Here is a 25,271-nt window from a genome sequence, read left to right on the forward strand (position 1 = left end):
CGGTCGGGCGCACAATGAAATAACAATCAAGGGTCGGGGGCTTGCCCCCTTGGAGGACGATCATGAAAACAACAATGTTGAAGAAAGCGGCGCTGATGGGGCTGAGTGCCTGCATCGGCCTGACCGGCGCGATCTCCGCGCAGGCTCAGCAGGCCAAAGAGCAGTACCTGCCCAGTCTGGTGTACCGCACCGGTCCCTTCGCGCCCAGCGGCATCGGTTTCGCCGATGGCTTTGCGGATTACGTGACGCTGATCAATCAGCGCGACGGCGGTATTAACGGCGTGAAAATCCGCCTTGAGGAGTGCGAAACCGGTTATGCCAATGACCGGGGCGTGGAATGTTATGAACGTCTCAAGGACCGCCACGGCGGCGCCACCGTGGTGGCGCCGTTGTCCACCGGGATCACCTACGCGCTGATTCCGCGTACCCGGGCGGACGGCATCACCATGAGCACCATGGGCTACGGCCGCGCTGACGCCGCCTATGGTCCGGTGCTGGATAACGTCTTCATGGTGCCCACTACCTACTGGTCCAGCACCACCGTGGTGATGGACTACATCGCCGAGCAGGAAGGCGGCTGGGAAAACTTGAAAGGCAAGGATATTGTCCACGCCTATCACGATTCCGCCTATGGTAAGGAGCCGCTGGGCGTGCTGCGCCACTATGCTGAGAAGTACGGCTTCACTCTGCACGAAATGCCGATCTCTCCGCCGGGCGTGGAGCAGCGCACGGTGTGGACTCAGGTACGCCGCATCAAGCCGGATTGGATTTCCCTGTTCGGCTGGGGCGTGATGAACCCCACCGCCATCCGTACCGCCTCTTCCATGGGCATTGATGTCAGCCACATGATTGGCGGTATCTACGCTGCCCAGGACGATGCGGTGAAACCCGCGGGAGAAGACGCCAAGGGCTACAAGGCGGTTACCTTCCACGGTCCCGGCGCCGACTATCCGATCTACGAAGAACTGAAAGAGCACGTCTACGACAAAGACATGGCGGCCGGTTCCGGTGATGCCAAAGGCACCATCGCCTATAACCGGGGCCTGATCAACGCCGGTTATATCGTTGAAGCCTGGCGCCAGGCTCAGGAAATGTCAGAGAAAGGCCGGCCCTCCACCCGCGAGGAAACGCTGAAGGCGTGGCAGAGCCTGGACATCCCCGAGGCCCGGACCAAGGAGTTGGGCATGGGCGGCCTGATGCCACCGGTGCATATTACCTGTCTGGACCATGAGGGCCCCGGCATGGCGCTGATCCAGCAGTGGAACGGCGAAGCCTGGGAACAGGTCACCGAATTCCGCAAGCCGAACAAGGACCTGGTGTTCCCGATGTACAAAGCGTCGGCGGAAGCCTACGCCAAGCAGGAAGGCATCACGCCCAAATCCTGCGACTGATGGTCCTGTGACTAACGGCGCGGTGTCGGAGTGGTAGACACTCCGGCACCGCTGACCGAACAGAGGAATAACGACATGGCGGAACAAGCCACGGCTCGACAGGCCGAACAGACCCTGCTTTCCATTAACAACATCGAAGTCGTGTACAACCACGTGGTGCTGGTGCTCAAAGGGGTATCCCTGGATGTGGGGCCGGGGTCCATCGTTGCCCTGCTGGGCGGTAACGGCGCCGGTAAGAGCACCACCCTGAAAGCCATTTCCGGTTTGCTGACCGGGGAACGCGGTGACATCACCCGTGGATCGATTCATTACAACGGCGAGCGTATCGACACCCTGAGCGCCGCCGATCGCGTGCGTCGCGGTGTGCTGCACGTGATGGAAGGACGCCGGGTATTCGAACACCTGAGCGTGGAAGAAAACCTGCTGGTCGGCGCCTACGGCCGGCGTGACGGCGCCGCCGCGGTGCAGCGCGACATGGAGATGGTTTACACCTATTTCCCCCGTCTGAAAGAGCGCCGTCGGTCAGTGGCTGGGTATACCTCCGGCGGTGAGCAGCAAATGCTGGCCATGGGCCGGGCGATGATGGCGAAACCGCGCATGATCCTGCTGGACGAACCGTCCATGGGCCTGGCGCCGCAATTGGTGGAGGAGATCTTCAACATCGTCTCCACGCTGCGTAAGGAGGAGGGCGTGACCTTCCTGGTGGCTGAGCAGAATACCAACGTGGCCCTGCGCCACGCGGATTACGGCTACATTCTGGAAAACGGCCGCATCGTCATGTACGGCGATGCCGACCAGTTGCGCGAAAACCCGGACGTCAAGGAATTCTACCTTGGCGTGGGATCCGGGGAAGGGCGCAAGAGCTTCCGCGATACCAAGCATTACCGCCGCCGCAAGCGCTGGCTGTCCTGACGCCCGCGCCGGCTGGTACTCAATGACGTTGTTGGCGGCCCGCGCCGGCCGCCCTCAGGAGGAACAACAATGGCAAGTCATTCCGCGTATCTGGATGACCGTGAAACCCGCTCACCCGACGAGCGGGCGGCACGGCAATGGGAAGCGCTGTGCGCGGCGCTGGCCCATGCCAAGGCGCAATCCCGTTATTGGGCCGGTGTGTTGGCCGACATCGACCCGGAGGCGATTCAAGGCCCGGCGGACCTGGCCCGGATTCCGCTGACACGCAAGTCCGATATCCCGACGATCCAGGCACAGGGGGTATTGGGCGGCATGGAAGCGGCGCCGATGGGCGAGCTGTCGCGGATTTTTCTGTCGCCCGGACCGATTTACGAAGCCAGCGAGGCGATTACGGATTTCTGGCGCTTTGGCCGCGCCATGTGGGCGTCGGGCATGCGCCCTGGCGCTTTGGTGCACAATACCTTTTCTTATCACCTCACCCCCGCCGGCATGATGGTGGACAGCGGTGCCCGGGCGATTGGCTGTTCGGTATTTCCCGCCGGCGTCGGCAACACCGAGATTCAGCTCGATGCCATCCAGCAACTGCGTCCGAGCTACTACGGCGGCACGCCGTCGTTTCTGAAAATGCTGCTGGACAAGGGGCGTGAACTGGGCAAGGACACCAGTTCTCTGGTGGCGGCTTCGGTGGGCGGCGAACCGCTCAGCAGCAGCCTGCGTCAGGAAGTGGAAGCGCAGGGCGTCAAGGTGTCGCAGAGTTTCGGAACCGCCGAGTTGGGCCTGGTGGCCTATGAAACGGAGGCGCGTGAAGGCCTTATCGCCGATGAGGACGTATTGATCGAAGTGGTGCGCCCGGGTAGTGGCGACCCGTTACCGGACGGCGAGGTCGGTGAGATGGTGGTGACCGTGCTGCGCAATGCCAGCTTCCCGATGATCCGCATCGCCACCGGTGATATGACCGCGATTATGCCCGGTGCCAGCCCGTGCGGGCGTACCGCGCCACGTATCAAAGGCTGGATGGGCCGGGCTGATCAGCGTACCAAGATCAAGGGCATGTTCGTGGCGCCGGAGCAAATTAACCAGCTGATGCAGCGGCACCCGGAAATCCAGCGGGCCCGTCTGGTGGTGACGCGGGAAAACGAGCAGGATCGCATGGTGCTGTCGGCGGAATGCGAGAGCAGCGATGGCGCCTTCGCCGAGAAAGTCACCGAAACCCTGCAGGTGGTCACCAAACTGCGCGGTGGTGTGGAGCTGGTGGCGCCGGGTTCCCTGCCCAACGACGGCAAGGTGATCGCCGACGAACGGCAGTTTGATTGAGAGGCTTTAGTGCTTCGTAGCCGGGTCTTGCTTGTCCCCCGAGGTGTCCATGACCCGCCGTGAATACGTCCCTGAAGCTGGGTATTTCAGAGCTCGAAGAGTGTCGCCGGTCAGAGTCTTCCAGGACCGTGTTTGGCCAGGGATGGCCAAACCCGAGCTTACAGGGATGTACTTGTAGCGTGTCCTGAAAGACTCTGACCGGCGACACTCCCCTGCTGGAAAAACTTCCCGCTGAACCCTGATTAACCTGATTTTGGGGACCATCAGGCTAACCGTCTCGCTGATTCGGCGGTGTCAGCCCGTGCTTGCGCATGCGACGGTAGACGGTGGGACGGGATACGCCCAATTCCCGGGCCACCGCGCTGATCATCCATTGGTGGCGTTTCAGGATCGACAGCAGGCCGGCGCGTTGCGGGTCACCATCATCGGCATCATCCACAATAACTGATGTGGTGCCGGGGCCGATCACCTGGGCCAGACATTCTTCCGGCAGATCGTTCACCGTGATTTGCTCGCCATCGCAGGTGGCTTCGGCAAAATTCAGGGCGTTCACCAATTGGCGGATGTTGCCGGGCCAGGGGCAGGCCAGCAACGCGCTCATGGCGTCCGCGCGTAACTGCAGCCTCGGTTGCCCGACGGCGCGGGCCAGTTGGCTCATCACCGAGACGATCACATGTTGCTTGTCCGCCCGTTCTCTGAGTGCCGGCAGTCGCAGCGTGGCGCCGTTGAGCCGGTAGTAAAGATCCTCACGAAAATCGCCGTCGGCGATCAATCTGGCCGGATCCCGATGCGTGGCGGCGATCACCCGGCAGTCCACCGACACCGGCCGTTCCGAGCCCAGCGGCAGCACTTCCCCTTCCGCCAATACCCTTAGCAGCCGGGTCTGCAACGTCAACGGCATGTCGCCGATTTCGTCCAGGAACAAGGTGCCGCCGTGGGCTTGCTGGATCAGGCCGCGCATGCCCTTGGCGCGGGCGCCGGTGAAGGTGCCCGGGCTGTAGCCGAACAATTCGCTTTCGATCAGGGATTCGGGGATGGCGGCGCAGTTCACCGCTACGAACGGTTTGTGCCGGCGCGGCCCGGCGTCGTGAATGGCCCGTGCCAGCACCTCCTTGCCGGTGCCGGTTTCCCCCAGGATCAACAGGCTCACGTCCCGTTGCCGCAGACGCTTGGCCAGCTTCAGGGTGCGGCGCATGGCCGGATCGTCGGCCGCCAGCCGGTCCAGCTCCGGTACCGGCTCCTCCGGGATCAACGCTTGCGGCGCGGCGGGCCGGGCCGGCCGGCGCGGTTCGATCAGGCTGCCGAACAGAGTGCTGCCAAGGGCCTGTACCCGAAAGGCACGCACCTGGTCCTCGCAGGCATAGGGGATGGACCAGATATCCCGGGCATCACAATCAAACAGCTCCGGCAGGGCGACATCGCCGTCGTCCGTGCGAGCCCGGGCCAGCAGGTGCCGGCCGACGCCGTTGGCGGCAAGGACCCGGCCATCGCCGTCGAGCGCGAACAGATACTGGCCGTTGACCTGCACCAGCTCCCGCGAGGTATCGCAACGGAACACGGTGTGGTGGCGGTAAAGGCGCAGGAAGTAAGCGTCCTCGATCATGCGAGCGTATAGGCGGATCAAATGCAGGGCGAAGTTCTGGCTGTCCCGGGTCGGCGCGGAATCCAGGGCGGAAATGTCCAGCACCGCCAGTAAGCGTCCCTGGGGATCGGTGATCGGTGCCGAGGTGCAGGTCAGGCCGATGTGGGTGGCGTCGAAGTGATCCTGGCGATGGCAGGTGAGTGCCTCGACTTCGCGGATGCAGGTGCCCACGGCGCAGGTGCCGGCATGGTGTTCGTTCCAGTCGGCGCCGAGATAGAGTCCCGCCTGGCGCAGCCGCTGGTCGTGCCGGCGGTCACCCAGGAATTGCACGGTAATGCCGCGCTGATCGGTGAGCAGCAGCACATAGCCGAGCCGTGCGATCTGACCATACAGCTGCTCGACGCCGGCCCGCGCCACATTGAGAAACTCGTCGGCGCTTTCCTGATGTTCCCGCAGGGTCTGATGGGTAACGATACGGGCCGGGCGAGGCCGCGCCGGATCCAGGCCGTACTCTTCGATACAGCGTTTCCAGGATCGGGCGATCATGGCGTCGCCGGGGGACACGGTGGGGCGATAGCCGCCGTCCGCGTATCGCAGAATGTCGTCGATATGGCGACGTTGTTGCGCGTGCAGGCTGCTCATGCCCGGGCCTCCGCGGTGGATTGTTGTTCTGTTTTTTGCCTGGAATTCAGACTAGCCCCATGGCCCTGGCGGCTCCATCCGACTTGAGTACTAAATACACCCCGTGGACGTTACACCTGTAACGTAAAGCGTTGCACGCCGTTACGCCTGAGAAGACCATGAAGCCCCTCCAAAAGATGTTGCCCTGTACCTGGTTCCAATCAAAATTCTTTTCCGAATCAAAGCTCTAAAAGCGAATTGGCGGCCATGTCGGGGGATTGGCACGGCTCCTGCTCTTGTCCCTGCATCTGCCCCGCGTCCGCATCGACCGCGACGCCGGTGGCGGAACACGAACAACAACAACGCATGCGAGGAGCAAATCATGAGCAACGCAAAAACGCCGAACCATCAAGTGGAACACTGGCTCCGTGAATGGGAGCGTACCCTGAGCGGTGACGACCCCACCGCCGCCGCCGAACTGTTCGAGCAAAACGGTTACTGGCGCGATCTGGTCTCTTTCACCTGGAACATCAAAACCGTGGAGGGACACGCTGCTCTGCGCGACATGATTGGCGCCACCGTCGCCAACACCAAACCCTTCGGCTGGAACCTGGCCGGTGACGCCCGGGAGGAAAACGGCGTGGTGGAAGCCTGGATTACTTTCCAGACCGCGGTGGGACGAGGCCATGGCCACCTGCGTCTGCGTGAGGGAAAGGCCTGGACTCTGCTGACCACGCTAAAGGAACTGCGGGATTATCCGGAGCAACGTAATGCCCTGCGGCCCAAGGGGGCCCGCCATGGCGTGTTCAAGAACCGTAAAAGCTGGCTGGAGGAACGCCGCGAGGAGGAAGCGGAGCTGGGTTACAGCCGCCAGCCCTATTGCGTGATCATTGGCGGCGGCCAGGGCGGTATCGGTCTGGCGGCGCGTCTGCGGCAGTTGAATGTCCCCACCATCGTGGTGGAAAAGAACCCGCGCCCCGGCGACTCCTGGCGCAACCGCTACAAATCCCTGTGTCTGCACGATCCGGTCTGGTACGACCACATGCCGTACCTGCCGTTTCCCGATCACTGGCCGGTGTTTTCGCCCAAGGACAAGGTCGGCGACTGGCTGGAGATGTACACCCGGATCATGGAGATCAATTACTGGGGTTCCACTGAATGCACCGGTGCTCGCTATGACGAGCAGGCCGGTGAATGGGTGGTGGACGTGGATCGCGATGGTGAGCGCGTCACGCTGCGTCCGCAGCAGCTGGTGCTGGCCACTGGCATGTCCGGCATGCCGAATATTCCGGAAATCCCGGGCATGGAAGACTTCCAGGGCGAGCAGCATCACTCCAGCAAGCACCCCGGAGGTGAAGCCTATGCCGGCAAAAAATGCGTGGTGCTGGGCGCCAATAATTCGGCCCACGACATTTGCGCGGCCCTGTGGGAACACGGCGCCGACGTCACCATGGTGCAGCGCTCTTCCACTCACGTGATCAAATCGGAAACGCTGATGGATCTGGTGTTGGGGCCGCTGTACTCCGAAGAAGCGGTGAATAACGGTATCACCACGGAAATGGCGGACATGACCTTCGCTTCCATTCCCTACAAAGTGATGCCGCAGTTTCACGTTCCGGTTTATGAACAGGTAGCGGAGAAGGACGTGGATTTCTACCGCCGTCTGCGCGATGCCGGTTTCATGCTGGACTTCGGCGATGACGGTTCCGGTCTGTTCATGAAATACCTGCGCCGCGGCTCCGGCTATTACATCGATGTGGGCGCCTGCGAGCTGGTGGCCAACGGCGATATCAAGCTGAAAAGTGGTGTCGGCATCGAGCGTATCAACGCGCATTCGGTGACGCTGACCGACGGTTCCGAGTTGCAGGCGGATCTGATCGTCTACGCCACCGGGTATGGCTCCATGAACGGCTGGGCGGCGCGCATCATTTCCCAGGAAGTGGCGGATAAGGTGGGTAAATGTTGGGGCATGGGCTCGGACACCACCAAGGACCCGGGCCCCTGGGAAGGCGAATTGCGCAATATGTGGAAGCCCACCCGGCAGCAGGCGCTCTGGTTCCATGGCGGCAATCTGCACCAGTCCCGGTTCTACTCGCAGTTCCTGGCGCTGCAATTGAAAGCACGGATGGAAGGCCTGGACACGCCGGTGTATGGCCAGCAGGAAGTGCATCATCTGGCTTGATTGATCTGGGTCAGCAGCGGGCGGGCCCGCCCCGCCTATGCTGAATCCCGGGATTCATTGAACAGGAGCAGCGATCATGGAGTTGAAAGGAAAAGTCGCTCTGGTCACCGGTGGTGGCCGGGGTATCGGACAGGGGATTGCCCTGGCGTTGGCCGGTGCCGGCGCGGACGTGGCGGTGGCGGATCTGGATCAGGCCATTGCCGAGGAAACCGCCGCCAAGGTGGAGGCCGCGGGGCGACGTAGCGTGGCGATTTCCGTCAACGTAGCGCAGCCGGATTCAGTCCGTGCCATGGTGGAAAAGGTGGAGGCGGAGTTGGGCGGCCTGGACATCGCCGTCAATAACGCCGGCATCATCAGTATTCAGTCCATCGAGGAACTCACTGCCGAGGACTTCGACCGTATCATGGCGGTGAACGCCAAGGGGGTTTTCCTCTGCACCCAGGCCGCGGTGCGGGTGATGCGGCCGCGACGCTGGGGGCGCATCATCAACGTGGCCTCCATCGCCGGCAAGATCGGCTTCCCGGATCTGTCCCATTACACCGCGTCCAAATTCGCGGTGATCGGCTTCACCAACGCGGTGGCCAAGGAAGTGGCCCTGGACGGCATCACCGTCAACGCGTTGTGCCCGGGCATCGTTGGCACCGGTATGTGGCGTGGCGAGGATGGCCTGGCCGGGCGCTGGCGGGAAGAAGGGGAGAGCGAGGAAGCATCCTGGGCCCGTCACCAGAAAACCCTGCTGCCCCAGGGCGTGGCGCAAACCCCGGAAGACATGGGGCAACTGGCGGTGTACCTGGCCTGTGCCGAACACGTCACCGGCCAGGCTATCGCCGTGGACGGAGGGTGTACGCTTTAGTTCAGACAGAGAAAGCTTTGAATCCAGAGATTGCTACAAGGCCGCTGTAGGCGGAGATTCTATGGTGCCCAGCAACGCGAATGTGGTCTCCGGTGTTGGGAGATTCGCTTGCAGGCAAGCTCCCACAGCGGCTTCGTAGTCCAAACTGTGGGAGCCAGCCTGCTGGCGAATCCCGGCCTTCCGGTGTTGGGTATTTGCTTGCAGGCAAGCTTTTACAGCGGCTGCGTGGTCCGGCTGCTTTAGCCCAGCACCATGATCGCCTGGCCGGCGTTGATCTGCTGGCCTTCCTGGCGCGCTATATGCAGCACCTGGCCGGCTTCCGGGGCGGTGACTTCGATCTCCATCTTCATGGATTCCAGGATTGCCACCACCTGGCCGGCTTCCACATTGTCGCCCTCGGCCACGTTGAGCTGCCAGATGTTGCCGGCGGTGGGAGATTCCACCGGCGTACCTTCCGGCAGGCCTTCGCCGTCGTCGCCATCCAGATCCTGTTGCGACTCGAAATGAATCTGGCCGCTTTCCACCCAGCGTTGCAGTTCCTCGTCAAAGGCCCGGTTCCGCTTCCCGGTGAAGGCTCGGATGCTGTCGTCATTGCGCCGCAGAAAATCCTGATAAGCATTGAGGCTGAACGTGGTCTCTTCCACCTTCAGCGGGTAGTCGCCTTTGGGAAAGTCCCGGCGGATTTGTTGCAGTTCCCCGGCGCTGACTTCGTAAAAACGAATCTGATCGAAAAACCGTAACAGCCAGGGTTTGGTGAACGCCTCGGTGGTGCGATAGCGGTTCCACATTTGCAGGGTACGGCCGACGAACTGATACCCCCCCGGGCCTTCCATGCCATAGACGCACAGATAAGAGCCGCCGATGCCGACGGAGTTTTCCGCGGTCCAGGTGCGTGCCGGATTGTATTTGGTGGTGACCAGCCGGTGACGAGGATCGTAAGGCGTCGCCACCGGGGCGCCCAGGTAAACATCGCCCAGCCCCATCACCACGTAGCTGGCCTCGAACAGAATCCGTTTGACCTCGTCGATGCTGTCGAGGCCATTGATGCGGCGGATGAATTCGATATTGCTCGGACACCAGGGCGCGTCCTTGCGCACCGATTGCATATATTTCTGGATCGCCAGCCGGCAGGCCTCGTCGTCCCAGCTCAGTGGCAGATGAACGATACGTGACGGCACTTGCAAATCATCCTGTTGCTGCAAGGACAGTTCTGCTTCCTTCAATAGCGTTAACAAGGTGTTGCGCGGCAGCTGCCGTGGATCGAAATGAATCTGCAGGGAACGAATGCCGGGGGTCAGTTCCAGCACGCCGTCAATCCGCTGCTGCTCCAGCCACAGCATCAGGGCGTGAGCCCGGAAACGCAGGCGCAAATCCAGTTCCAGTGGACCGTATTCCACCAGCACATAACGGTCACCGGCGGCTCGGTAGACTACCTCCACACCGGCTTCCTCCTCCGGCAGGCGGTCCAGTACCGGGGTGATCACAGGGGCGGACTTCACTACCAGTTCGGGTGCGTTCAGGTGTTGCAGACAGCGGTCCTGTTCTTCACACAGACGGTCGGCGTCTTCCAGGGAGACCGGTTGAAAGCGGACTTTATCCCCGGCTTTCAGTTGTCCCAGTTTCCACAGGTCGGCTTTGATCACCGTGGCGGGACAGACAAAGCCACCGAGCGACGGACCATCCGGGCCCAGAATCACCGGCATATCGCCGGTGAAATCAATGGTACCCACCGCATAGGCGTTATCGTGGATGTTGGAAGGGTGCATGCCGGCTTCGCCGCCGTCGCTGCGGGCCCATTCCGGTTTCGGCCCCACCAGGCGTATGCCGGTGCGGCTGGAGTTGTAATGCACCTGCCAATCGCTGCTGAAGAAGGTGGCGATGTCGTTGTCGGTGAAGAAGTCCGGTGCGCCATGGGGGCCGTAGATGACCCGCAGTGTCCAGGTATCGCGCAGCTTCGGCATCAGCGCGGGTGGCACCTCGATGGCTTGCGGGACCGCGCCGTGCGGGCTTAGATGCAACACATCGCCGGTACGCAGAGCACGGCCGCCGTGACCGCCAAACTGACCCAGCGTAAAAGTGCTGCGTGAACCCAGGTAGGCTTCGCATTGAATGCCACTGTCCACGGCTATGTAAGCGCGGGCGCCGGTGCCGTTGACCTTGCCCAGCTTCAGCGTCTGGCCGGCGATCACCGTCACCGCCTGGTAGCGGGGCACGGACTCGCCGTCGAGCGTGGCGCCCATATCCGCGCCGGTCAGCGCGATCCGGGTGTCGCGGTTGAAGCGCAGGGTCGGGCCATTGAGCGTGCATTCCAGGCCGGCCGCATTCTCGTCGTTGCCCAGCAACCGGTTACCGAGGCGGAAACTGAGGCTGTCGAACGGGCCGGACGGCGGCACGCCCACCGGCCAGTAGCCGCCGCGCCCGGGATAATCCTGGACGGTGGTCAGGGTACCGCCGGCAAGGACATCCAGGGTATCGGGTTGGTAGCGGAAGTCGTTCAGATAGCGAGTGGTCATGCGGCCTTGCCGAAACGCCGGGTCGGCGAGGATCGCCAGCACATACTCGCGGTTGGTTTCGATGCCTTCCACCAGAGTGTCGCCGAGCGCTTGCTCCAGGGCAGCCAGAGCGCGCTCGCGATCATCCTCGTGAACGATGACCTTGGCCAGCATCGGGTCGTACAGCGGGGATACGGTCAGTCCCGCTTCGATCCAATGGTCCAGCCGCAGCCGTTGGCCGTCCGCTTCAGGAAAACGCACGGTGGTCAGCAGACCGGCGCTGGGTTGGAAATCCTTGTTCGGATCCTCGGCATAGAGACGCACCTGGATCGAATGACCGTGCGGCGTGAGATCGCTGGCCAGGTGTTCCAGCGGCGGTAGTTCGCCGGCGGCCAGCCGCACCATCCAGGACACCAGGTCGGCGCCGTAAACCTGCTCGGTGACGCCGTGCTCCACCTGCAGGCGAGTGTTCACCTCCAGGAAGTAAAAGCGGTTGGTATCCTGGTCGAGAATGAATTCCACGGTCCCGGCGTTGCGGTACTGCACCGCCGCCATCAGACGCCGTGCGGTGTCGTGCAAAGTGCGCCGAACCTCTTCGGGAAGATTGGGCGCCGGCGTTTCCTCCACCACTTTTTGATGGCGGCGCTGGGCGGAGCAGTCACGCTCGCCGAGCGTCACCGCCTGGCCTTTTCCATCGCCGAACACCTGCACTTCGATGTGGCGGGCGCGCTCGATGTATTTCTCCAGGAACACGCCGTCGTTGGAAAAGTTGTTGGCGCTGAGCCGGCGCACCGTATCCCAGGCTTTGCGCAGCGATTCGTCATTGAGGCAAATCTGTATGCCGATACCACCGCCGCCGGCGGTGCTCTTCAACATCACCGGATAGCCGATGTCGTTGGCGGCGGCCAGAGCTTGTTCCAGATCGGTCAGCAGACCGGTACCCGGCAGCAGCGGTACCTGATTGTCTTCCGCCAGTTGGCGGGCGGTGTGTTTGAGGCCGAAGTCCCGCATCTGTTGGGGGGTGGGGCCGATAAAGGCGATGCCTTGGGCTTCGCAACGCTCGACGAAATCCGGGTTCTCGCTGAGAAAACCATAGCCGGGATGCACCGCGTCGACCTGATGCTCGGCCATCAGCACCAGTAATTTGTCCTGGTCCAGGTAGGTGCTGGCGGCGCTGCCGTCGCCCAGGCAATAGGCCTCGTCGGCCAGGCTCACGTGACGGGAATCGGCGTCCGCGTCGGCGTAGACCGCGACGCTGGTGATGCCCAGGGTTTTCAGGGTACGGATGATTCGAGTGGCGATGGCGCCACGGTTGGCGATCAGTACCTTCTTGAACATGATGTTGGCTCTGCGGCGATGGCGGGTCGTCCCGCCGTAAGCGTCCGGCTTCCGGGGTCGTCCCCGGCGCCTTCGATTCTGATCGTCAGTGCCAGATCAGCACTTCGATGGGCGTGGGGTTGTAGCCATTGCACGGGTTATTGAGTTGCGGGCAGTTGGAGATCAGCACGGTGATGTCCATCAGCGCTTTCATTTCCACGTACTTGCCCGGTGCGGAAATACCGTCGGCGAAGGTAAGGCCGCCTTCGGCGGTCACCGGCACGTTCATGAAGAAATTGATGTTGTGGGTGATGTCGCGCTTGCTCAGCCCGTATTCCTCATGCTCGTTAACGGCCCGCATCCAGCTGTCCCGGCAGGCGTGCATGCAGCGCTTTTCCAGCGCGTAACGCACCGTGTTGCTTTCCGTGGCGCAGGCGCCGCCGAGGGTATCGTGGCGGCCGCAGGTGTCGGCGGTGATTTCCAGCATCGGCCGGTTGCGGTTGGAGCGCAGCACGGTGCCGGCGGTGAGGAAGACGTTGCCTTGTTCGCGGATGGTGTCCATGGCGCTGTAGCGCTCGGCGGTGTCCTTGGCATTGAAAAACAGCGTGTCCGCCGCCTGGTTGCCTTCCAGATCGAGGATGCGCAGGGTCTCGCCTTCCTTCAGCACTTTAAGAAAGTAATCGCCGGCGGGGACGGTGTCGCGGAAATGAGCATCGGTGGGCTTCAGCTGACTTTCCCGAATCATGATGGTCTCCTAAAGGCCCAGGTGATAGAGGCGGTTATTTTCGAAAGCACGGGCGTTTTCCGGACGAAAATTCAGACAGTAGTCGTCCTTTGCCACCGGCGCGGCGGTGAGCATTTCCACCCGCACCGGTTTGCGCGGATAGTCGCTGGCGGGATTGAGCGGGTGCGGGCAGGTGTGCATCACCACCAGCGTGTCCATCTCGAAACGCAGGGTAATTTGTGCCCCGGCGCGGGCGGCGCCGGCGTCGAAACGCAGCTGTCCGTTATCGTCGGTGACCACCTTGCTGAACAGATTGAGATTGGCGGCCAGGTCTCGCTCTCCCAGGCCGTATTTAGCCAACTCGGTGAGGAAACTGGCGTGGCCGCTCAGGGTCCAGTCGTTGCGGTATTGCTGGTAATTGTGCTCACCGTATTTCTCCAGCAGGCGGGCATCGTCCAGGTTGCCGCAGACGGTGTCGTGCCAGCCGAAGCTGTCGTCGACGATGGAGGCGAACACCCGGCCCATGTCGGAGTAGAGACAATTGCCCCGGGTCAGTTTGAAGGTGTGCTGACCCTTGAGGGTGTCCGGGGCGTTGTAACGCTCCAGTTTTTCTTCCGGGTTGTAGAACAGCATGCCGACGTTGGCGCCGCCTTCCAGATCGGTAAGACGCAGAGCGGTGCCGCGACGCAGGCGAAACGACCAATGGGCGCCACCGGGCATGGTGTAGTCGTACAGCAGTTCGGTCATGAAGGTCTCCTTGTACGTTTCCAAATCATGAACAGGCACTAGGCCATGGTGCGGGCGGTGGCGTCCGCCTGCTCCTGAATGGCGGTGAGCGTGCCTTTGTCGCAATCCCCCACTGGCAGGTCGTAGGTGATGCGCGCGCCGTAGGCGCCGGGGGCTTGCGGGTCCAGGCGGGTCTTGTCGAATACCCACAGCCGGGTGCCGAGATAGAAGCCTTCGGCGAGATCGTGGGTGACCATGAAGATGGTCAGCCCTTGTTCCCGCCACAGATCCAGCACCAGGTGGTGCATGTCGCGGCGGATGCCGGGATCGAGCGCGCCGAAGGGTTCGTCCAGCAGCAAAATGCGCGGCCGTTTCATCAATGCCTGGGCGATGGCCAGGCGTTGCTGCATGCCACCGGACAGCTCGTGGGGAAATTTGCCGGCGGCCTGGGTCAGCCCCACGGATTCCAGCATTGCCATGGCGGCGTCCTTCAAGGCTTTGCGTTTGCCGCCGAAGGCGCGGCCGATGAGTTTGTGGCGGTGCAGCTCGTCGGCCAGCATGACGTTTTCCAGCGCGCTCAGATGCGGCAGCACCGAGTAGCGTTGGAACACGATGCCGCGGGTCTCGTCGGGCTGATCCGGGATCGGCGCGCCGTCCAGCAGCAGTTCGCCCCGGGTAGGCGATTCGGTACCGAGCAGCATTTTCAGAAAGGTGGTCTTGCCGCACCCGGAGGCGCCGACCAGGGTGACGAATTCCCCTTCCTGCACCTCGGCGTTGAGGCGTTCCAGCACCACCTGGTCGCCGTATTCCTTCCACAGATTGTTCATTTCGATGATAGCCATGGGCTTCTCCTCGCTTTGCTCAGTGGCTGCCGTGGAACCAGGGGTAACGCCAGCGGGAATAGCGGGCCAGCAGGAAGTCGATGGCGAACGCCAGCAAGGTGATCCAGAGCACGTAGGGCAGGATCACGTCCATGGACAGGTAGCGGCGCACCAGGAAGATGCGATAGCCCAACCCCTCGGTGGCGGCGATGGCTTCGGCGGCGATCAGGAACAGCCAGGCGGAGCCCAATGACAGCCGCACGGCGCTGATCAGGCGCGGCATGATTTGCGGCCACACCAGGCGCAGGATGATCTGCCAGGTGTTGGCGCCGAGCGTTTGCATCTTGATCACCTGCTCGGCGGGGATCTCCCGGGCCCTTTGCTGCAAGTCGCGGATCAGGAACGGCGTGATGCCGATGATGATCAGCATCACCTTGGCCAGTTCGCCGAGCCCGAACAGAATGAACAGGATCGGCAGGATCGCCATGGGGGGCACCAGCGACAACCCGGTGATCAGCGGGGACAGACCGGCGCGGGCATAGGGCAGGGTGCCGGTGACAATGCCGAAGACCAGTCCCATCAAGGCGCTGATGCCGACGCCAATGGCCAGGCGGGTGAGGCTGGCCAGGGTATCCGCCCACAACAGATACTCGCCGCTGCGTTTGCTCGGTTCGAACGCCATGCGCTGGATGGCATCGCCCATGGCGCTGAACGCCGGCAGCAGCTTGTCGTTGGGGTTGGCTTCCAGGCGGGCATCGGAAGCCAGCAGGTACACCACCAGCAGCAGCGCGAAGGGCAGCAGCCCCAGTGCCCAGGTGGCGACCCGTCCGGGTTGCCGGTTGATCAACTTCTTCATGGCGACTCCTGTGGGCGGTGACAAGGCACGAAGGGCCGGTTACAGCTCACCCTCGGCGGCCATCGTCATGTAGGTCGGGTCGAAGCGCAGTTTGATATTGCCGCTGTTGCCGTAGACGCCGGCGGGGGTTGCCACGCCAACGAAGCCGGCATCCGGGGCGCCTTCGCCGAGCAGACCGTGATCGAAGGAGAATTCCGCCACTTTCTGCATGGTGTCCTTCAGCGCCGGGCTGTTGGTGAACGCCACCGCTTCTTCGGCCTGGTCGAACAGGCGGGTGGCGTCGAGCTGCATCCGCAGGCCGTCCAGGTCGGTGGCGGCGACGTTGGCCAGGTGCTGACGGAAGCCGCTGTCGTCCAGGTGGCCCATGATTTCGTACCAGGCGCCGGTGAGCGCTTTGCCCAGGGCTGGATTGGCTTTCAGGGTGTCGGTGTTCACCACCATCAGGTCGATGATCTCGCCGGGGATGCTGGAGGAGTCGAACACCAGATTGGCTTCCGGGGATTCTTTAATCGTGCCCAGCAGCGGGTTCCAGGTGGCCAGGGCGGTTACGTCGGAGGTATTGAAGGCGGACACCAGATCGGCGTCGGCGGTATTGACCACGGTGATGTCGCGCTCGCTGAGTCCCACGCTGTCCAGCGCCCGGGCCAGCAGGTAGTGGGACACGGACAGTTCCACCAGATTGACGCGGCGGCCCTTGATGGCCTCGAGGTTGTCGGCGTCCTTGAGCACGATGCCGTCGTTGCCGTTGGAGAAGTCACCGACGATCAGCGCGGTGCTGTCGACGCCACCGGCGGCGGGAATGGTCAGGGCGTCCATGTTGGTCATGGTGCAGCCGTCGAACTGGCCGGCGGTGTACTGATTGATGGACTCGATGTAGTCGTTGATCTGCACTACTTCGATGTCGATGTCGTACTTGTCCGCCCATTTGTCGACGATGCCTTCGGCGGCGCCGTAGTCCCAGGGCAGCCAGCCCACATAGATGGACCAGCAGACCTTGAAGCTGTCCCGGGCCTGGGCCTGGACAGGGGCGGCGAGCGTCAGGGCGAGCAGGGCGGTGGTGCAGACGGTGGTGAGCAAACGGGTCATGTCGGACCTCCTGGGTTACGGACGAAGAGGAATCCAATGACAGCTGTCATCGTGTCCTCCCGGGCTTTTGTCCCGCCGTGTAACCTTCAGCGAAGGTCGACTGCTCTCGGACCAGGCATCGGCGGCGCCGATCGGAACCCTAGCGGTCTATTGGAAGCAAATTGTCGAGTGTGGATGGCCACCGGCCATTCGATTCCTCAGGCTGGTATACCAGCAAGAGCGGTGCCAAATCGGTGCAGGCCAGGGATTGCGGGGGATCGGGGGAGAAAAAACGGGGCGGAGGGCTTGCGGATGGGGCGGGCATGGCGCCAGTTTGGTGCGCCATGCCCAAAGGTGGTGCGTCCAGGGGCTTCAGGGAGTGCTGTCGAGAAACTCCGTCAGTGCCCGCCAGCTCTCCCGGTCGGCCTCGGCGTCGTAGGCCAGGGGCATGTCGAAACGTTGACCAAACTGATCCGCCTCGGGGTTGGTGAAGCCATGCTTGGCGTCGGGGAAGCTGAGCAACTGATACTCCGCGCCGGCGTTGTTCAATTCCTCAACCAGTGCCGAGACCTGCTCCGGCGGCACCATGGGATCGGCCTGGCCGGTGGCCACCAGAATGCGTGCCTTGATGTCGCCGGGCCCCGCCGGATTTTGCGTCGCCAGGGTACCGTGGAAGCTGGCCACGCCGGCCAGATCGTTGCCGGCGCGGGCCTGCTCCAGCACCACGCCGCCGCCGAAACAATAGCCCACCGCATAAACCCGCTTGTCATCCACATACTGCATCTTGCGCAGCAGCGTCTTGGCGGCGTTGAAGCGGGCGGCCATCTTTTCCGGATCGGCCAGAGCCTGCTCCATGAACGTCTTGGCGTCCTTGGGATGCTGCGCCACTTTGTCGTTGTACATGTCCACGGCCAGCGCCACGTAGCCTTCCGCGGCCAGTTGCCGGCTCCGGTTACGGATGTAGTTATTCAGACCCCACCATTCGTGGACCACGATGACCCCGGCGGTGAGCCGCTCTTGATCCTCGTCCATGTACAGTACGCCGGTGCCGACGCCACCGGGGAGGTTCACTTTCTGTTCAATGATGTCGGCCTGGGCCAGGGAACCGAGCAGCAGCAGGCTCAGCGCGATCAGGCGGTTCATGAGTTCTCCTTGTCCGGAGTGTCGGGGGCGGTGGTGGCGTCTTCCCAGACCCAGCGTAATGGCTCGCCGAAGTCGTCATAGATCAGCCGGCGGCGCGGCGTGGTGGATCTGGCGCGGCGGGCCTTGGGCTTATGCTTGCGGGCGTCGATGGTGGCGGCCAGCCGTGACAGATCAGTGCGCTGGGGCCTGGGCGTGTGGCTGAACGGGGATAACGGCCGGGCACCTTGCGGGGGCTCGCCGCTGGTGCCGGGCGGCACGCGCTTGATACTCCCGCCTCGGGACAAAAAACGCTCCATATCCCGGCGCAGTCGCTCGCGCTGCTGTTCCTTGGTGGTACGCACTTTCATGGGGACGGCGAATCATCGACGTGGACGACCTTCAACGATAGCAGCGCGGCGGCGGGAAGGCCACTGGCGAGAGACGCCGGTGGCGCATTTCCCGGGGCTGGCGGAGGTTACAGCGCGGTTCGCGGACGTTTGGGGATGGTGGTGGTGTCCTCGCTGCCACTGTTGTCGGCGCTATGGTTGGCACCACCACCACCACCACCACCACCACCACCACCACCGGCACGCAGAGGGTGACAGTTTTCTATCACCACCTGGCCCTCCAGCAGATTGCCACGGGAGTATTCGCGGAAAATACAGCGGTTGGTTTCCGGGTCGTAGTTTTCGATCCACAGATTATCGCCCTTCCAGGTGGCGGCGATGTGCTGTTGCCCCGCCGGCACGCTCAGCGTCATGGTGCCGCCCAGCCGTTTGACGAAGATCTGCTCAAGCCAGAAGTAATACAACACGGTACCCGCCAGCCACACCAGCACCGCCAGGATCACCGCCGGTTTCCACTTGCCCATGCGGGCACCGACCAGGAACAGACTGAGAAAAATCAGGATCGCAACCAGTACCCAATAGAGGTAAGTAATCATGCGTGTCTCCGGAAATCCTTGTATTGTAGTGTCGCCGCCTTCGCTGGCGGATCTGGGTATGTTTTGATGATAGCAACTGTCGACGCGGGAGATGTAAAACCATGCAACAGTGGTGGGTTTATATACTGCGCTGCGTGGACGGTTCACTGTATACCGGCGTCACCACCGATGTGGAGCGCCGTCACCGGGAACACAATGAAGGTCCCCGTGGTGCCCGTTATACTCGGGCACGACGGCCGGTGACCCTGGTTTGGCGGGCGGCGGTGGCGGATCGCGCCAGCGCCTGCCGGCTCGAAGCCCGCATCAAGGCGCAGCCGCGCACCGTCAAGGAGCGGTTGCTGGCCATCGGGCAAAGCAATACAAACGATGTTCAGGAAGTGCTGGACGTCCTCGGTTTGGATAGGGAGACCCCGCAATGAAACATTGGCGTTTTGTCCTGTTGCTGTCGATTCTGTTCGGCGTCACCGGCTGCGGCATCAATAACATTCCCACCTATGATGAGCAGGTGAAGGCCGCCTGGGGACAGGTGGAAAACCAGTACCAGCGGCGCGCGGATCTGGTGCCCAACCTGGTCAGCACGGTTCGGGGTTACATGGAACACGAGCGGGATGTGCTGGTGGAGGTCACCGAAGCCCGCGCCAAGGTCGGTTCCATTCAGGCCGATGAAAGTCTCATCAACGACCCGCAGAAGCTGCAGCAGTTCGAGGCGGCGCAGCAGCAACTCGGCTCCGCTTTGCAGCGCCTGATGGTGGTGGTGGAGCGCTACCCGGATCTCAAGGCCAACCAGAATTTCCTGGCCTTGCAATCGCAGTTGGAAGGCACCGAGAACCGCATCGCCGTGGCGCGCCGGGACTACATCACCGCGGTGCAGCAATACAATACCGAGATTCGCACCTTCCCGGGTCGTATCTGGCACAGCATGCTGTACAGTGAGATGGAAATACGGCCTTCCTTCGAAGCCACCACGGAAGGGGCGGAACAAGCGCCCCAGGTTAACTTCAACTGATGCGACTACTGCTCTGTACTCTGCTGATGCTGGTGCTGCCCTCGGCCTGGGCGGCGCCGGAATTCCCCGCTCTGACCGGCCGCGTAGTGGATAATGCCGGCCTGCTTTCTTCGCAACAGGCACAGGCACTGGAACAGCGCCTGGCCGAGGCCGAGAGCCGCACCTCCAACCAGGTCGTCGTGGTGACCCTGCCGGATCTGCAGGGCTACGCCATCGAGGATTACGGTTATCAATTGGGGCGGGCCTGGGGGATCGGTCAGGCCGAACATGACAACGGCGCCTTGCTGATCATCGCTCCCAAAGAGCGCAAGATTCGCATCGAGGTGGGCTACGGCCTTGAAGGTGTGCTCACCGATGCGTTGTCCCACGCTATTATTCAGAACGAAATCCAGCCCGCGTTCCGTCAAGGGGACTACTTCACCGGGATCGAACAGGGGGCCGCGGCCATTCTTGCCGCCATCGACGGCGAATACACCGCACCGGCCAGGAAAGCCAATAAGGGCAGCAACCTCCAGGCATTGATCTATCTGATCGTATTGGTGGTGTTGACCATGCTGCTGACCTTCGGCGGCGGCGGACGCGGCGGTGGCCGTCGTGGGCGAGGTCTGCTGGCACCGATCGCCATTGGCGGAATGGGCGGCTTTGGCGGCGGCGGTGGTGGTGGTTTTGGCGGCGGCGGCTTCGGTGGTGGAGGCGGTGGCTTTGGGGGCGGTGGCGCCTCGGGAGGCTGGTGATGTTATTGAATGAAGAGAACCAAAACCGGGTATCCCGCGCCATTGCCGCGGTGGAAAAAGACACGGACGCCGAGCTGGTGACGGTGCTGGCCCGGCAGGCGGACAACTATCGCTATATCCCGATGATGTGGGCGGCGCTTTTGTCCCTGCTGGTGCCGCTGATTCTCGCTTTCACGCCGGTCTGGCTGGCACCGCTGGAAGTGCTGCTGGCCCAGTGGACCACCCTGGTGGTGCTGGCTCTGGTGTTCCGCTGGCCACCGTTGATGATGCGGCTGGTGCCCGCCTCGGTGAAACAGCGCCGCGCCGCGGACCTGGCCCGGCGGGTGTTTCTGGACCAGGGGCTGCATCATACCCGGGGCGGCACCGGCGTATTGATCTTCGTCTGCGAAGCGGAGCACTACGTGGAAATCCTGGCCGACCACGGCATCGCCCGCCATGTGCCCAATGAACGCTGGCAGTCCATCGTCGATACCTTCACCACCCACGTGAAGGCCAGGGACACCTTGAACGGCTTCCTGGAATGCGTGGCGAGCTGCGGCGATGAGTTGATCACCCACGTGCCGGCCACCGAGCAGAAGAATGAACTGCCCAATCATTTGATCGTGCTGTAATAAGACGGCATCACAAGGAAGAAGATGGAAAGCGCTGTGTTCGAGATCGAGGTAACCTCCTGGGGTTACCTCGCGGTGGTGTTCTGGTCGTTGTTTCCGTTGCTGTTCAGCGTAGGGTATACCGTCGCTTTCCGTCGACGCCTGTATCATCGCTTCTGGTTCGCCGTACTGGCTACCGTATGCGGGTATGTCGGTTATGCTGGTATCCAGATCTTCTGGGGGCGACCTGGTCCGTTGGTTGACGCGCTATCCACCTGGTGGGTCATCTGTTGCCCCTTCGTTCTGCACCTGATCCGGGCCTTCCGGGTCCCGGGCAACGCTCGCGGTTAGAGTAGGGAGAGGGTGATTACTCATATATGAGTAAATTTTCCTTTTTTCTTGTCTTTTTACTCAAATATGAGTAAATACGACTTATGGAAACCCTAAGCCAGATTGGCCGCAATCTCCGTGAAGCACGCCGGAAGGCGTATCCCAAGGATTCCCTGGAGGACTTTGCTCTGCGTATTGGTGTGGGCAGGGCAACGCTTCAGAGAATGGAAAAAGGGGATCTCAGCGTCTCTCTGGGCAAGTATTTCCAGGCGGCAAAGCTGTTGGGGCTGGAAGAGCCCTTCCATGAATTGCTGAAACCGCGACAGAGCCTGTTCGATGACTAGGCAGCGCTATGACCTTTATCTCAACACCCAGGAAACCGGCATTATTCATGCCGCCGATGTGGTGCTGCTGGAAGAATCCGGCTTCCTGGTTCGGGTCGGTTTTCGCTACCGCCCTGACTACCTGAGCCTGGCTACGGCGTTTCCTCTTGATCCTGCCCAACTGCCCCTGCGCGGTTCCCCATTGGAATTCGAGTGTCACAGAGGGGCGAGCCCGGCTTTCCTGGATGACTATTTGCCTGATAACTGGGGCCGCAAGGTACTGGTGCAACTGGCTCTGCTGCGCAACAAACAAAAACTCAACGCCCATAGCGTCATCGACACCTTGGCACTGTTGGGCAACAGCCGCGTCGGTGCTCTGAGTCTGGTTCGACAGGGAGAAGCGCCCCGATTCGATGTTGGCTATTCCATCGAGCATCTTCGTGCCGCGGAGCAGGCCGCGCAGAAAATGGATCAATTGGAATATGGTGGTGTGGATCTCGATGAGATGAGCCTGCTGTATCTGGCCAATGCGGGAACCGGCATTGGCGGGGCCCGTCCGAAAGCCCTGCTGTTTGATGAAGCGGGTTGTTATCTGGCCAAGTTCAACCGTCTGACACAGGATGGCTATAATAATGCCCGAGTTGAGCTGGCCTGCCTGCGAATGGCCCAAGCCGCGGGCATCCAAATGTGTGACGGAAAGATTATTGAGGGCATCAATGGGCGCGAAGTCTTGCTATTGAATCGTTTCGATATGGACGGTACCGCAAGACGACATCTGATTACGGTGAATGGCTTGCTTAAGGACCCCGCCTCCCAGACGGACCTGGGGCATGCGTTCCGCTATGACCATATCGCTGATCTGATCAGGAAGTATTCCTGTCAGGTTGAAGAGGACCTTGTCCAGCTACTCAAGCTGATGCTCTTCAACCGTGCCATCAACAATACCGATGACCACGAACGCAATTTCAGCCTGATGCACGGCAAACACGGCTACCATCTGGCGCCTGCTTATGACCTGGTGCCCAGCCTTACGGTGAATATGCACCATGCCGCCAGCTACCAGTACCAACCTTACCCGCCAACCCCAACGGAGGCCCTGGCGAATGGCCGCATCTTCAAACTGCCCCGCGGCAAGGTGGAGAACGCGGCCCGTGATGTGATCAACGCAGTCCAGCAGTGGGATGCGGTGGCTGGCGCCGTTGGCGTCTCGGCGGAGGATATCGAGAAAGTCACCAGGGTGATGAGAGTTTAGAGAGCTATCATCCTGCCTGGTGCTTGATAAGCACTTCGCGCCATTGGAAACAAAAAAAGGCCGCTCCAAGGGAGCGGCCTTCTCTGAATATTGGTAGCAAGGGGCGGACTTGAACCGCCGACCCCAGCATTATGAGTGCTGTGCTCTAACCAGCTGAGCTACCTTGCCATGTTTCAAGGCCGCGAATTGTCCGTGAGCTCCGGGGCGCTGTCAAGAACGAGGGAGTCGATCCGGGCCATTTCGGGAACCAACCGTCTATTTCTTGTTCAGACCTTTTTACATGAGAACGGTTATCAATTATTCTCCGATAATACTTGACTGATTTGGTTGGTCTTTATAGTCTGACTTCCTATTCACGTACCAAAGGTGTGGGTATGCGATTAACCACCAAAGGCCGATACGCGGTGACCGCGATGCTGGATCTGGCTCTTCACGCGGATGAAGGCCCGGTATCCCTGGCGGATATCTCCGAGCGTCAGGGAATTTCCATTTCCTATCTGGAGCAGCTGTTCGCCAAGTTGCGCCGGCGGCATCTGGTGAGCAGTGTGCGCGGTCCGGGCGGCGGCTACAGGCTGAGCCGGGACAGCGACGATATCGATGTGGCCTCGGTGATCGACGCCGTGGACGAGTCCGTGGATGCCACCCGTTGTGGTGGCAATGGCGACTGCCAGGATGGCCACATTTGTCTGACACACCATCTCTGGTGTGATCTGTCGGATCAGATCCAGGATTTCCTGTCGCACATCTCGCTGGGCGAACTGGTTTCCCGCAATGAGGTCCGGCAGGTGGCGGAGCGCCAGAAGGTCACGCAGAGTCAACTGAACCGGGTGCCGGTCAGCACGCTTTGATCCCTCCATCATCAACACAGTAATCAACGTCCATGTCGCAAGCGGTTTATCTGGATTACGCCGCCACCACCCCGGTGGACCCCCGGGTGGTGGAGGCGATGGTGCGTTTTCTCGGGCCGGACGGCACCTTCGGGAATCCGGCATCGCGCAGCCATCTTTACGGCTGGCTGGCGGAGGAGGCGGTGGAAAATGCCCGTCGTCAGGTGGCGGACGCGCTCAACGCCGATCCCCGGGAAATCGTCTGGACCAGCGGTGCCACCGAGGCCAACAATCTGGCCATCAAAGGTGTTCTGGAGCAGCGGGGCGGGGGACATGTGATCACCTCCGCCACCGAGCACAAGGCGGTGCTGGACCCTTGCGGCTGGCTGGAAGGGCGTGGCGTCGAGGTCACCTATCTGGCGCCGGAGCCGGATGGCCGGATCACCCCACGGGCGGTGGAAGAGGCCATGCGCGAGGACACCGTGCTGGTGTCGATCATGCACGCCAACAACGAAACCGGGGTGATCAACGACATCGGTGCCATTGGCGCCTTGTGCCGGGAGCGTGGCGTCCTGTTTCACACCGACGCCGCCCAGACCATGGGCAAGTTACCGTTGGATGTTCGGGAAACAGCGGTGGACCTGGTCTCCCTGTGTGCCCACAAGATCTACGGCCCGAAAGGCATTGGCGCGCTCTATGTGCGGCGCCATCCGGATGTCCGGGTCGTCGCCCAGATCCACGGCGGCGGCCATGAGCGCGGCATGCGGTCGGGCACCTTACCCGCCCACCAGATTGTCGCCATGGGCGAAGCTCTGTCATTAGCCATGGCCAGCCGGGATGAAGAGAACGAGCGTATCGCCGCGTTGCGGGATCGCTTGTGGGATGGCATCCGGACGCTGCCCGGCGTGTCCCTCAACGGTGCCGGCGCGCCGCGATTACCCGGCCATATGAACGTGGCGTTCGAAGGGTTGGAAGGGGAGATGCTGCTGACCGCGCTGACCGGCGTGGCGGTGTCCACCGGTTCCGCCTGCACCTCGGCGTCGCTGGAGCCGTCCTATGTGCTCAAGGCGATGGGGGTATCCGATTCGCTGGCGCACGGCTCACTGCGTTTCTCGGTGGGCCGCTTCACCGATGAGACGCAAATCGACACGGTAATACAGAATGTGACGCAGGTGGTCACCCGGCTGCGTGACGCTGCTGCTCAAAGGGGATAAGCGGCTCTTTTTGTCCGACGGAAGGCTCCGTAACCGGCGTGCTGCTTGCTTAGGTGTTGTCACACCAAAGGACG

At 61.9% G+C, this 25,271-nt stretch carries 24 protein-coding genes, 1 tRNA gene and 1 riboswitch; of the genes, 14 read left to right on the plus strand and 11 right to left on the minus strand.

Annotation, left to right across the window (positions count from 1 at the left end; genetic code table 11):
- The first annotated feature begins 62 nt into the window (after positions 1-62).
- From MA04_RS03160 to MA04_RS03170, 3 genes are all read left to right on the plus strand, one after another.
- Complete coding sequence (locus MA04_RS03160) at positions 63-1,391, plus strand: ABC transporter substrate-binding protein (RefSeq protein WP_262459408.1); 1,329 nt, start codon at positions 63-65, stop codon at positions 1,389-1,391.
- A 75-nt stretch (positions 1,392-1,466) separates the two neighbouring features.
- A complete protein-coding gene (locus tag MA04_RS03165) occupies positions 1,467-2,303 on the plus strand; it encodes an ABC transporter ATP-binding protein (RefSeq protein WP_163122310.1) in 837 nt (278 codons plus the stop codon).
- 69 nt (positions 2,304-2,372) lie between these two features.
- Entirely contained in the window at positions 2,373-3,617 is a 1,245-nt protein-coding gene (locus tag MA04_RS03170; RefSeq protein ID WP_262459409.1) for a phenylacetate--CoA ligase family protein, read from the plus strand.
- 268 nt (positions 3,618-3,885) lie between these two features.
- Here MA04_RS03170 and MA04_RS03175 read toward each other — a convergent pair whose 3' ends face one another.
- Positions 3,886-5,841 (minus strand): sigma-54-dependent Fis family transcriptional regulator, encoded by a 1,956-nt coding sequence (locus tag MA04_RS03175; protein ID WP_262459410.1) that lies wholly within the window; start codon positions 5,839-5,841, stop codon positions 3,886-3,888.
- A 361-nt stretch (positions 5,842-6,202) separates the two neighbouring features.
- Here MA04_RS03175 and MA04_RS03180 point away from each other — a divergent pair, with 361 nt between their 5' ends.
- Both MA04_RS03180 and MA04_RS03185 read left to right on the plus strand, forming a co-directional pair.
- Positions 6,203-8,002 carry a flavin-containing monooxygenase gene (locus MA04_RS03180; RefSeq protein ID WP_262459411.1) on the plus strand — a complete coding sequence of 600 codons (1,800 nt, stop codon included), beginning with the start codon at positions 6,203-6,205 and terminating at the stop codon, positions 8,000-8,002.
- Positions 8,003-8,078: 76 nt separating this feature from the next.
- A complete protein-coding gene (locus tag MA04_RS03185) occupies positions 8,079-8,855 on the plus strand; it encodes an SDR family NAD(P)-dependent oxidoreductase (RefSeq protein WP_163122322.1) in 777 nt (258 codons plus the stop codon).
- A 239-nt stretch (positions 8,856-9,094) separates the two neighbouring features.
- Here the strand turns inward: MA04_RS03185 and uca are convergent, their stop codons facing one another.
- The 9 genes from uca to MA04_RS03230 all read right to left on the minus strand — a co-directional run bounded on the left by uca (position 9,095) and on the right by MA04_RS03230 (position 18,921).
- On the minus strand, positions 9,095-12,685 hold the full coding sequence (uca, locus tag MA04_RS03190; RefSeq protein ID WP_262459412.1) for an urea carboxylase: 3,591 nt from the start codon (positions 12,683-12,685) through the stop codon (positions 9,095-9,097).
- Between the two features lie 85 nt (positions 12,686-12,770).
- A complete protein-coding gene (locus tag MA04_RS03195) occupies positions 12,771-13,409 on the minus strand; it encodes an urea amidolyase associated protein UAAP2 (RefSeq protein WP_262459413.1) in 639 nt (212 codons plus the stop codon).
- A gap of 9 nt (positions 13,410-13,418) precedes the next feature.
- The gene (locus MA04_RS03200) at positions 13,419-14,135 is read right to left on the minus strand and encodes an urea amidolyase associated protein UAAP1 (protein WP_163122331.1); all 717 of its coding nucleotides are present in this window, start codon (positions 14,133-14,135) and stop codon (positions 13,419-13,421) included.
- 38 nt (positions 14,136-14,173) lie between these two features.
- Positions 14,174-14,956 carry an ABC transporter ATP-binding protein gene (locus MA04_RS03205; RefSeq protein ID WP_262459414.1) on the minus strand — a complete coding sequence of 261 codons (783 nt, stop codon included), beginning with the start codon at positions 14,954-14,956 and terminating at the stop codon, positions 14,174-14,176.
- Between the two features lie 19 nt (positions 14,957-14,975).
- A complete protein-coding gene (locus MA04_RS03210) occupies positions 14,976-15,791 on the minus strand; it encodes an ABC transporter permease (protein WP_022995320.1) in 816 nt (271 codons plus the stop codon).
- A gap of 39 nt (positions 15,792-15,830) precedes the next feature.
- Positions 15,831-16,877 carry a putative urea ABC transporter substrate-binding protein gene (locus MA04_RS03215; RefSeq protein WP_262459415.1) on the minus strand — a complete coding sequence of 349 codons (1,047 nt, stop codon included), beginning with the start codon at positions 16,875-16,877 and terminating at the stop codon, positions 15,831-15,833.
- Positions 16,878-16,931: 54 nt separating this feature from the next.
- Positions 16,932-17,031: riboswitch (guanidine-I (ykkC/yxkD leader) on the minus strand.
- 197 nt (positions 17,032-17,228) lie between these two features.
- A complete protein-coding gene (locus MA04_RS03220) occupies positions 17,229-17,999 on the minus strand; it encodes a dienelactone hydrolase family protein (protein WP_262459416.1) in 771 nt (256 codons plus the stop codon).
- Complete coding sequence (locus MA04_RS03225; RefSeq protein WP_163122359.1) at positions 17,996-18,346, minus strand: hypothetical protein; 351 nt, start codon at positions 18,344-18,346, stop codon at positions 17,996-17,998. Before MA04_RS03225 ends, MA04_RS03220 begins: the two co-directional genes overlap by 4 nt.
- Positions 18,347-18,453: 107 nt before the next feature.
- Complete coding sequence (locus MA04_RS03230) at positions 18,454-18,921, minus strand: hypothetical protein (protein ID WP_262459417.1); 468 nt, start codon at positions 18,919-18,921, stop codon at positions 18,454-18,456.
- A 101-nt stretch (positions 18,922-19,022) separates the two neighbouring features.
- Between MA04_RS03230 and MA04_RS03235 the strand changes: the two genes are divergently transcribed.
- The 7 genes from MA04_RS03235 to MA04_RS03265 all read left to right on the plus strand — a co-directional run bounded on the left by MA04_RS03235 (position 19,023) and on the right by MA04_RS03265 (position 23,156).
- Complete coding sequence (locus tag MA04_RS03235; protein ID WP_163122365.1) at positions 19,023-19,340, plus strand: GIY-YIG nuclease family protein; 318 nt, start codon at positions 19,023-19,025, stop codon at positions 19,338-19,340.
- The gene (locus MA04_RS03240; RefSeq protein WP_163122368.1) at positions 19,337-19,927 is read left to right on the plus strand and encodes a LemA family protein; all 591 of its coding nucleotides are present in this window, start codon (positions 19,337-19,339) and stop codon (positions 19,925-19,927) included. The genes MA04_RS03235 and MA04_RS03240 overlap by 4 nt, the downstream gene beginning before the upstream one ends.
- Positions 19,927-20,661: a TPM domain-containing protein gene (locus tag MA04_RS03245; protein ID WP_163122372.1), complete on the plus strand. Its 735-nt coding sequence runs from the start codon at positions 19,927-19,929 to the stop codon at positions 20,659-20,661. Before MA04_RS03240 ends, MA04_RS03245 begins: the two co-directional genes overlap by 1 nt.
- Positions 20,661-21,272 (plus strand): TPM domain-containing protein, encoded by a 612-nt coding sequence (locus MA04_RS03250; RefSeq protein ID WP_163122375.1) that lies wholly within the window; start codon positions 20,661-20,663, stop codon positions 21,270-21,272. The genes MA04_RS03245 and MA04_RS03250 overlap by 1 nt, the downstream gene beginning before the upstream one ends.
- Positions 21,273-21,296: 24 nt before the next feature.
- A complete protein-coding gene (locus MA04_RS03255; protein WP_163122378.1) occupies positions 21,297-21,602 on the plus strand; it encodes a hypothetical protein in 306 nt (101 codons plus the stop codon).
- Positions 21,603-21,685: 83 nt separating this feature from the next.
- Complete coding sequence (locus MA04_RS03260; protein WP_163122381.1) at positions 21,686-21,925, plus strand: helix-turn-helix domain-containing protein; 240 nt, start codon at positions 21,686-21,688, stop codon at positions 21,923-21,925.
- Positions 21,918-23,156, plus strand: coding sequence for a type II toxin-antitoxin system HipA family toxin (locus MA04_RS03265; RefSeq protein WP_163122384.1), 1,239 nt, complete (start codon positions 21,918-21,920; stop codon positions 23,154-23,156). The genes MA04_RS03260 and MA04_RS03265 overlap by 8 nt, the downstream gene beginning before the upstream one ends.
- 91 nt (positions 23,157-23,247) lie before the next feature.
- On the opposite strand, the gene MA04_RS03270 is transcribed toward MA04_RS03265, so the two are convergent.
- A tRNA-Met gene (locus MA04_RS03270) sits at positions 23,248-23,324 on the minus strand.
- A gap of 206 nt (positions 23,325-23,530) precedes the next feature.
- Between MA04_RS03270 and iscR the strand changes: the two genes are divergently transcribed.
- Entirely contained in the window at positions 23,531-24,004 is a 474-nt protein-coding gene (gene iscR / locus MA04_RS03275; protein ID WP_163122387.1) for a Fe-S cluster assembly transcriptional regulator IscR, read from the plus strand.
- Positions 24,005-24,036: 32 nt separating this feature from the next.
- Positions 24,037-25,197 (plus strand): IscS subfamily cysteine desulfurase, encoded by a 1,161-nt coding sequence (locus MA04_RS03280; RefSeq protein WP_262459418.1) that lies wholly within the window; start codon positions 24,037-24,039, stop codon positions 25,195-25,197.
- Positions 25,198-25,271 lie beyond the last annotated feature (74 nt).

It is taken from the genome of Alloalcanivorax balearicus MACL04, assembly GCF_025532145.1.
Classification (GTDB): domain Bacteria; phylum Pseudomonadota; class Gammaproteobacteria; order Pseudomonadales; family Alcanivoracaceae; genus Alloalcanivorax; species Alloalcanivorax balearicus.

Excerpts from the sequence above, each read along its gene's own strand:
- MA04_RS03225 (WP_163122359.1), bottom strand. The coding sequence starts at position 18,346 with ATGAAAGTGCGTACCACCAAGGAACAGCAGCGCGAGCGACTGCGCCGG.
- uca (WP_262459412.1), bottom strand. The coding sequence starts at position 12,685 with ATGTTCAAGAAGGTACTGATCGCCAACCGTGGCGCCATCGCCACTCGA.
- MA04_RS03260 (WP_163122381.1), top strand. The coding sequence starts at position 21,686 with ATGGAAACCCTAAGCCAGATTGGCCGCAATCTCCGTGAAGCACGCCGG.
- MA04_RS03280 (WP_262459418.1), top strand. The coding sequence starts at position 24,037 with ATGTCGCAAGCGGTTTATCTGGATTACGCCGCCACCACCCCGGTGGAC.
- MA04_RS03245 (WP_163122372.1), top strand. The coding sequence starts at position 19,927 with ATGCGACTACTGCTCTGTACTCTGCTGATGCTGGTGCTGCCCTCGGCC.
- MA04_RS03240 (WP_163122368.1), top strand. The coding sequence starts at position 19,337 with ATGAAACATTGGCGTTTTGTCCTGTTGCTGTCGATTCTGTTCGGCGTC.
- MA04_RS03235 (WP_163122365.1), top strand. The coding sequence starts at position 19,023 with ATGCAACAGTGGTGGGTTTATATACTGCGCTGCGTGGACGGTTCACTG.
- MA04_RS03185 (WP_163122322.1), top strand. The coding sequence starts at position 8,079 with ATGGAGTTGAAAGGAAAAGTCGCTCTGGTCACCGGTGGTGGCCGGGGT.
- MA04_RS03195 (WP_262459413.1), bottom strand. The coding sequence starts at position 13,409 with ATGATTCGGGAAAGTCAGCTGAAGCCCACCGATGCTCATTTCCGCGAC.
- MA04_RS03205 (WP_262459414.1), bottom strand. The coding sequence starts at position 14,956 with ATGGCTATCATCGAAATGAACAATCTGTGGAAGGAATACGGCGACCAG.
- MA04_RS03170 (WP_262459409.1), top strand. The coding sequence starts at position 2,373 with ATGGCAAGTCATTCCGCGTATCTGGATGACCGTGAAACCCGCTCACCC.
- MA04_RS03255 (WP_163122378.1), top strand. The coding sequence starts at position 21,297 with ATGGAAAGCGCTGTGTTCGAGATCGAGGTAACCTCCTGGGGTTACCTC.
- MA04_RS03175 (WP_262459410.1), bottom strand. The coding sequence starts at position 5,841 with ATGAGCAGCCTGCACGCGCAACAACGTCGCCATATCGACGACATTCTG.
- MA04_RS03230 (WP_262459417.1), bottom strand. The coding sequence starts at position 18,921 with ATGATTACTTACCTCTATTGGGTACTGGTTGCGATCCTGATTTTTCTC.
- MA04_RS03220 (WP_262459416.1), bottom strand. The coding sequence starts at position 17,999 with ATGAACCGCCTGATCGCGCTGAGCCTGCTGCTGCTCGGTTCCCTGGCC.
- MA04_RS03160 (WP_262459408.1), top strand. The coding sequence starts at position 63 with ATGAAAACAACAATGTTGAAGAAAGCGGCGCTGATGGGGCTGAGTGCC.
- MA04_RS03165 (WP_163122310.1), top strand. The coding sequence starts at position 1,467 with ATGGCGGAACAAGCCACGGCTCGACAGGCCGAACAGACCCTGCTTTCC.
- MA04_RS03180 (WP_262459411.1), top strand. The coding sequence starts at position 6,203 with ATGAGCAACGCAAAAACGCCGAACCATCAAGTGGAACACTGGCTCCGT.
- MA04_RS03210 (WP_022995320.1), bottom strand. The coding sequence starts at position 15,791 with ATGAAGAAGTTGATCAACCGGCAACCCGGACGGGTCGCCACCTGGGCA.
- MA04_RS03215 (WP_262459415.1), bottom strand. The coding sequence starts at position 16,877 with ATGACCCGTTTGCTCACCACCGTCTGCACCACCGCCCTGCTCGCCCTG.
- MA04_RS03250 (WP_163122375.1), top strand. The coding sequence starts at position 20,661 with ATGTTATTGAATGAAGAGAACCAAAACCGGGTATCCCGCGCCATTGCC.
- MA04_RS03265 (WP_163122384.1), top strand. The coding sequence starts at position 21,918 with ATGACTAGGCAGCGCTATGACCTTTATCTCAACACCCAGGAAACCGGC.
- MA04_RS03200 (WP_163122331.1), bottom strand. The coding sequence starts at position 14,135 with ATGACCGAACTGCTGTACGACTACACCATGCCCGGTGGCGCCCATTGG.
- iscR (WP_163122387.1), top strand. The coding sequence starts at position 23,531 with ATGCGATTAACCACCAAAGGCCGATACGCGGTGACCGCGATGCTGGAT.